General features: G+C 40.1%; 6 protein-coding genes and 1 pseudogene. 2 read left to right on the top strand and 5 right to left on the bottom strand.

The window, feature by feature from the left end; translation table 11 throughout:
* Positions 1–186, bottom strand: a pseudogene (locus tag H605_RS0116160) (IS110 family RNA-guided transposase); the annotation flags it as partial.
* A 223-nt stretch (positions 187–409) separates the two neighbouring features.
* Between H605_RS0116160 and H605_RS0116155 the strand changes: the two are divergent.
* Entirely contained in the window at positions 410–928 is a 519-nt protein-coding gene (locus H605_RS0116155) for a gamma carbonic anhydrase (protein ID WP_029055142.1), read from the top strand.
* 357 nt (positions 929–1,285) lie between these two features.
* On the opposite strand, the gene H605_RS0116150 is transcribed toward H605_RS0116155, so the two are convergent.
* From H605_RS0116150 to H605_RS0116135, 4 genes are all read right to left on the bottom strand, one after another.
* Complete coding sequence (locus tag H605_RS0116150) at positions 1,286–2,362, bottom strand: Fe(3+) ABC transporter substrate-binding protein (protein ID WP_051210639.1); 1,077 nt, start codon at positions 2,360–2,362, stop codon at positions 1,286–1,288.
* Between the two features lie 204 nt (positions 2,363–2,566).
* Positions 2,567–3,244 carry an ABC transporter ATP-binding protein gene (locus H605_RS18190; protein WP_051210636.1) on the bottom strand — a complete coding sequence of 226 codons (678 nt, stop codon included), beginning with the start codon at positions 3,242–3,244 and terminating at the stop codon, positions 2,567–2,569.
* A gap of 5 nt (positions 3,245–3,249) precedes the next feature.
* On the bottom strand, positions 3,250–4,896 hold the full coding sequence (locus H605_RS0116140; RefSeq protein ID WP_029055140.1) for an ABC transporter permease: 1,647 nt from the start codon (positions 4,894–4,896) through the stop codon (positions 3,250–3,252).
* Between the two features lie 299 nt (positions 4,897–5,195).
* On the bottom strand, positions 5,196–6,053 hold the full coding sequence (locus H605_RS0116135) for a YitT family protein (RefSeq protein ID WP_029055139.1): 858 nt from the start codon (positions 6,051–6,053) through the stop codon (positions 5,196–5,198).
* 430 nt (positions 6,054–6,483) lie between these two features.
* Here H605_RS0116135 and H605_RS18770 point away from each other — a divergent pair, with 430 nt between their 5' ends.
* The gene (locus H605_RS18770) at positions 6,484–6,648 is read left to right on the top strand and encodes a Fur-regulated basic protein FbpA (protein WP_081657982.1); all 165 of its coding nucleotides are present in this window, start codon (positions 6,484–6,486) and stop codon (positions 6,646–6,648) included.
* Positions 6,649–6,656: the final 8 nt, after the last annotated feature.

Below are 6,656 nucleotides of genomic sequence, written 5' to 3'. Positions count from 1 at the left end.
GCTAAGAATGCATTCATAGAAGTATTCGAATCCTTGATTGGTTTGATGTACAGGGAACGATTTCTTCAGGATCATTCCACGTTCATCGACCATGCAGGCGTAATGTGTTCGTTTGGCAATGTCCATTCCGATGACTAGCGTTTTATCTGTAACTTGATTAATCTTAGCGTTTTGCGTAAAATTCATTGTGAGTCCTCCTTGGTATTTAAATTAGGGGTCAATTCGTGCAGATTTGACACCCCGCATCATACCAAGAGGGCTCTTTGTGTTCAAGTCCCCGAAAAAGCTTCTAACAGGAATGCTCCTTATTTAACTATCTTATTCTATCCATTTCATTCTTATGTTTCACAAAAACTAAATGTTTGTTACGATAAATTATACATGATTATTTAGAAAAGAGGAGATTTGATTGATCTATCCATACGAAGGTAAATTACCCGAGATTGACCCGTCCGTTTATATTGCGGACTATGTAACGATTTCTGGGGATGTAACTATAGGACCCGAATCGTCTATTTGGTTCAACACTGTAATTCGCGGGGATGTATCGCCTACTATTATTGGACGTAAAGTAAACATCCAGGATTTCTGCTGTCTACATCAAAGCCCCAAGTTTCCATTAATTCTTGAAGATAACGTGACGATCGGCCACAAAGTCATGCTCCATAGTTGTACGATTAAAACCGGCGCACTCGTTGGAATGGGTGCCACTGTGCTCGATGGAGCTGAGGTGGGTGAAGGTGCATTCATCGGTGCTGGAAGCTTGGTAACTCCAGGCAAGAAAATCCCACCCAACACATTAGCGCTCGGCTCTCCTGCCCGTGTCGTTCGTGATTTGACTGACGAAGATCGCGCAGACATGACAAGAATCGTCAATGATTATGCACGTAAAGGTCAATTATATAAAGCGTTGCAAGTAAAGGACTAATAGAAGCACCCGTTACTAGCGGGTGCTTCTATTCATGACGTTTACATTTTAGCGAATACTTTTAATCGCGCTGTGTATATGAGCTTCCTATTCTCTCCAGTCCATGAATATACTGCGTCATAAGCTTTCTTTAGTAGATACACACTCCACTAACATATCATATATTCGCTTGCAGTTCGTTCCGGCTGTTTCTTAATATGAAAAGAGTTTTACTTTATCCATTCTGAACTGGTATAAGTTTTCACTCAAACTATGACTCATGGCAGCCCCAAAATGTTTCATCTACTAAAAAAATTAGTAGTTGAAATGTATTTTTAGAAACAAAAAAGCAGCCCGAGAGCTACTTTTTTGTTGAACTTATTTCCAGCCTACTTCATTCATCAATTCTACAGCTTTCGGATTATACTTTCCGTAATCTGCGAAGTCCACTTTTTGTGGTGTGAATGTACCCCATTCAGCCATAACTTCCGGCAGTTTTGCTTCTTCGTTAACTGGGAACTCAAAGTTTTCTTCCGAGACTTGTTCTTGTACTTCCGCAGTCGTTAAGTACTCGATCAACTTCACAGCATTTTCTTTGTTTTTACTGTGCTTAATTAAACCAGCACCACTGATATTAATATGTGTTCCTGTAGTTTCTTGGTTCGGGAAGAATACGCCGATCTGGTCGAATACTTTAACATCTTCCGGTTCGTCTGAAACAGACATATGACCTACGTAGTAACTATTCATAATTGCTACGTCACCAACACCTGCAACGATTGCACGCGCTTGGTCACGGTCTCCGCCTTCTGGTTCACGTGCTAGGTTATCTGCAATTCCTTGCGCCCACTCTTTAGCTTTTTCTTCGCCATCGATTGCGATTAATGATGCCATCAACGATTGGTTATACAAGCTGTCAGATGAACGAACAAGTAATTTGTCTTTCCACTTGTCTGTTGCAAGGTCTTCGTAAGTGGATAACTCTTCTGGCTTCACACGATCTTTTGCATACACGATTACACGTGCACGAGTAGATAATCCAATCCACTGATTGTCTGTGTCGCGAAGCTCTGCTGGTACTGCTTTATCGATTTCTTCAGATTCAACGGATTGCAAAAGACCTTCTTCTTTTGCCGTGTTCAAGATCCCACCATCAACCGTGATGAATAAATCAGCAGATGTATTTTGCCCTTCACGCTTTAAACGCTCTATCAATTCTGGTGCTTTTGCTTCGATTACATTTACTTTAATGCCGGTCTTTTCTGTAAAATCTTCGTAAAGAACTGCGTCTACGTCGTAGTGTCTAGCTGTATAGACGTTTACTTCCCCACCTGTTTTCTCATCTTCTGTTGCTTCTGTTGAACCTTCTGCAGGTGTTTCTTCTTTTGCTGGTTCGTCCTTTTGTTCCTCTTTATCGGAACTAGAGTTACATGCGCCCAAAACTGCCGCAAGCATCAATAGAGCGAATGCCCATAAAAACTTCTTCAAATTGATTTCTCTCCTTATCTTCTCAACTATCTTTATGCGATAATGAGAATCATTTTCAGTGATAAAGTGATTGTAATACACTTCCGAGTATAAGTCTACTATTCATTTTCATTTATTTTCGGAAATAAATAGAGAGTGTAGGTAGCCTATCCGACACTCTCTATTACAACACTATACAGTTATTGCTTCTTTTTCTAATCCAACATACGTTGCACAATCAATGTAGATAGTTCGATCACAAATCGCGTCCACATCCGCTTGATCATGTGATACAAACAGACATGTAATATTAGCTTTCTGTAAGATATCCCGAACTTCCATTCGGATCAATGACTTCAAATTCGTATCCAGATTACTGAACGGCTCATCCATCAACAGGATCGAAGGTGAAGGTGCCAAAGCTCTTGCCAACGCCACACGTTGCTGTTGCCCTCCGCTTAGTTCATGTGGATAGCGTTTAGCAAACTCTTGCAATTGAACGAGTTCCAACATTTCGTCCAAACGTTTCTTTTTCTCTGGACGCTTCAGTTTATGCAATCCAAAGCAAATGTTCTCACTTACTGTCAGATGCGGAAATAGTGCATAGTTCTGAAACACCATCCCTACACCGCGCTTCTCTGCCTCAATATATGTGTTATCTCCTACAATAAGTCTGCCATTCAGTTCAATGCTACCTGCCGTAGGGTCTTCTAAGCCTGCAAGCAACCGCAGTAAAGTACTCTTCCCGCTACCGCTCGCACCGACAATCCCTACGATTTCTCCTTTTTCAATTGTAAATGAAAAGCGATCTATGACAGGCGGCTGTTTTTTTGAATACCGAAATGATAAGTTTTGGATGTTTACGAACATAGTTCTCACTTCTCCTCAAATTTCAAAATAATAATCACCGACAAGATGCTTAGACAAATTAATAACAACGAGGATGGTGCTGCTTCATAAATTCGTTCGTCGATTGCATATTGATACGTCCGTGTTGCTAGCGTATCAAAGTTAAATGGGCGCAACAATAAAGTCAGAGGTAGTTCCTTCATAATTTCAAGGAATGCCAGCGCAAAACCAATTAAGATCGAACCACGTAGTAATGGAAACTCTACTTTCCAAAATGTGTATGTCAAGCCACGTCCTAGTAAGAATGAAGCTTCACGATAAGACGGCGGCACTTTTGTATAACCTGATTCAATCGCATTAAATCCTTGTGCCATAAACCGAATCACGTATCCTGTGATCAGCATAGCGATCGACATACTTAATACAAGTGTACCGGATTCTACCCCTAATAGTTTTGGATAAATAAATGCCAGTTTCTCATCCAGCGTAATAAATAACGCCAGCACGCCAATTGCGACGACTGCTCCCGGAACTGCATAACCCGATGTCATGATACGGGCAAGTAAGTTAGACGAAGCCGATGGATACAAGTTAATCGTACGGGCTGCCAAGATTGCAAAGAAGCTAATGATCAATGCACCGATTAGAGCGGCCAATAAACTATTAGTGATTAGGCTGACAAAGTCTGAACGCCATACTTTTTCAAAAGTTTTTAATGACCAAGAGATCAGTTGAACAAAAGGTATTAAAAAGGCGCTTAAGAATACAGCAGAACAAGTAAGGAATGCTACCCAAGCAGTCCATCCACGTAATCGTTTACGCGCGAGTGGTCTGCTTTGCGTCACGTTCGTATCATATTTCCGACCTTTGCGTAAAAAACGTTCTAGCATAAAAATCCCTAATATAATGACGAGCAACCAGGCAGCCAAACGCATAGCCGCATGGATATCATACATCCCGAACCACGTCTGGAAAATCGCGGTGGATATCGTTCGCACACCAAAGAAACTGGCTACGCCGTAATCACTAAGTACTTCAAAAATGACTAGCATCGAGCCTGCAATGATGGCAGGTCGTGCAATTGGTAATCCCAAACGGAAGAACATCTGGAAGCCATTTAATCCAAGAGTTTTAGCGCTCTCAATATATGATGCGCTTTGTTTTTCAAAATAATTGAGCGCAATCATATACACATACGGATAGAGAAATAATGTGAGTACAAAAATCGCTCCACGCAGTGACATAATCTCAATTGTCCCTGGTGTGAAATGATAGTCAAAATGATTACGGAAGAACGATTGGATGATGCCTGTATAGCTTGTCATCGTACTGTATGTATAAGCCGCTATATAAGGTGGTATAGCCAAAGGTATGATCAACAACCATTTAAACTGTTTACGAAATGGAAATTCATAGGCCGCAACAATCCAGGCCAGTACTACTCCGATGGTCGTCGAGAGGAATCCGACAGATCCAACTAAAATAACTGACCCTTTAATATAGTCAGCAAGCAAATATTCTTTAATATGTTCCCAATTTCCGCCCGTCGGCTGGAAGAAACTCAGTATGACATAGGCGACTGGCATAATAATGACAAGCGCCCCAAGCATTGTAATGATGAACCAACTGTTTGCGCGACGGCGAATCTCTCTTAGCCATATAGATGTTTTCATATAGTATGATACCAACTTTACTACGCACGATGGCGGTTATGGTGTACTTTAAGTATGACTCACATAATGAAAGTCACTCTCAAGTATATACAAATTCTCTGTGCTTTCCAATGCTTTCACAAGAATTCAACAAATCTAGGCGGTTTATGTTCTACAAAATTAAACAAAAAACGGAATGAATTACGTGGTCACTGATTTTATAGTAAAATTCTAGCATATAAAAATGAAGACAAACCCATTTTACAGAGTTTGTCTTCATGTGAAATAATATAGATAAAATGTAGCGTGAATTTTATGACCTAGGCTAGCTTCTCATTTTCTTTTCTAAAGAAACCGAAGATACCTACTGTTTGTACGATATTAGTAAAGGCTTGCGGATCTGTTTCATTGATGATCCGTTCCAAATCGTATAGTTCATATCTTGTAATGACGACATAAAGCATATTCTTATCTTCTTTTGAGTAAGCCCCTTTAGCCGGTAGTATAGTGATTCCTCGTACCATTTGACGATGGATTGCTTGTTGAAGATCGTCTGCTTTCCGTGTGATGATCATCGCGGTTACTTTTTCATGTCGCGTATGAATCATGTCAATCACTGACGTCGTCACGTATAGCGCAACCATTGTGTAAAGTGCGTTTTCTGGTTCATATAGAATACCTGCAAAGACGATTAGAATCCCGTTTAGCACTAAAAAGTACACACCGATTGGTTTATCCTGCATACGAGATAAAATCATCGCGACGATATCCATTCCACCGGTAGATGCCCCTAACTTCAAGGATATCCCTACACCTACACCTGCCAGCACGCCGCCAAATACCGCATTCAGCATAATGTCTTCTGACATAGAACGCAATGGCAATAATTCAAGGAATAGTGTAGTGAACGCAACAGATAAGACACTGTATATCGTGAAACCTTTCCCTACTTTAAACCAACCGAGAATGAAGACCGGTATGTTGAATACTAGCAATAAAATACCTGTGCTGATTGTCATGTCCAATTGATCTTTCAAAACACTTGAAACTAACTGGGCCGCACCCGCAAACCCACTCGCATAGACATTCGCATTGATGAGAAAGAAATTTAATGATAAAGCCATTAGTAGCGAGCCTAAAATAACAACAGCCACGCGTTTTGCTTCAATAAAAAACATAGCGCCCTCCTATGGTAAATAACAAATTTATGCATGACCTAGATTATATCTATTTTTTCCTCATAATGGTACCCCTATGCCTCATTTGATAAAAAAAACAACTACTAATGCATCCATTCTTCTCTACATCTTTACTATATCATCACCTACCGCCTACTGTGTTACTACTGGAGTTCACTGACTATTTAATTAGTTCCAAAATTAGATAAATCTCAATTGAACCTGGGGCATTCCGTGTTACGTAAGACAACATGGGCATCTTCTCTTCATACTATTCTGCACCTACTATAAAGCACAAGTCCCTACTATACTACGGATTTGACGTCACTGATTAAACGGAACAGTCCGAAAGTTCCAACTATAAAATATACGGTTTAATTCAGGTTAAAATCGGCTATAGTTAGATGGGGAATCAAGGAGGAAATGTGAGATGGAAACAAACAAAAAGGTATGTGAATCAAAACGAGACAAAATGATTGAAGAGCTCGTTTTAAAAGGGGTATTCAAAATTGATGGGAAACAACTGTACGAATTACCGCTTCAATCATTAATGCAAGAATATGAAGCATTCGGACAAACCGACATTCAAATGTAATAAAAAAT

Source organism: Sporosarcina ureae DSM 2281, from assembly GCF_000425545.1.
GTDB classification, from domain to species: domain Bacteria; phylum Bacillota; class Bacilli; order Bacillales_A; family Planococcaceae; genus Sporosarcina; species Sporosarcina ureae.
This window is presented reverse-complemented; position numbering and strand designations above follow the sequence as displayed.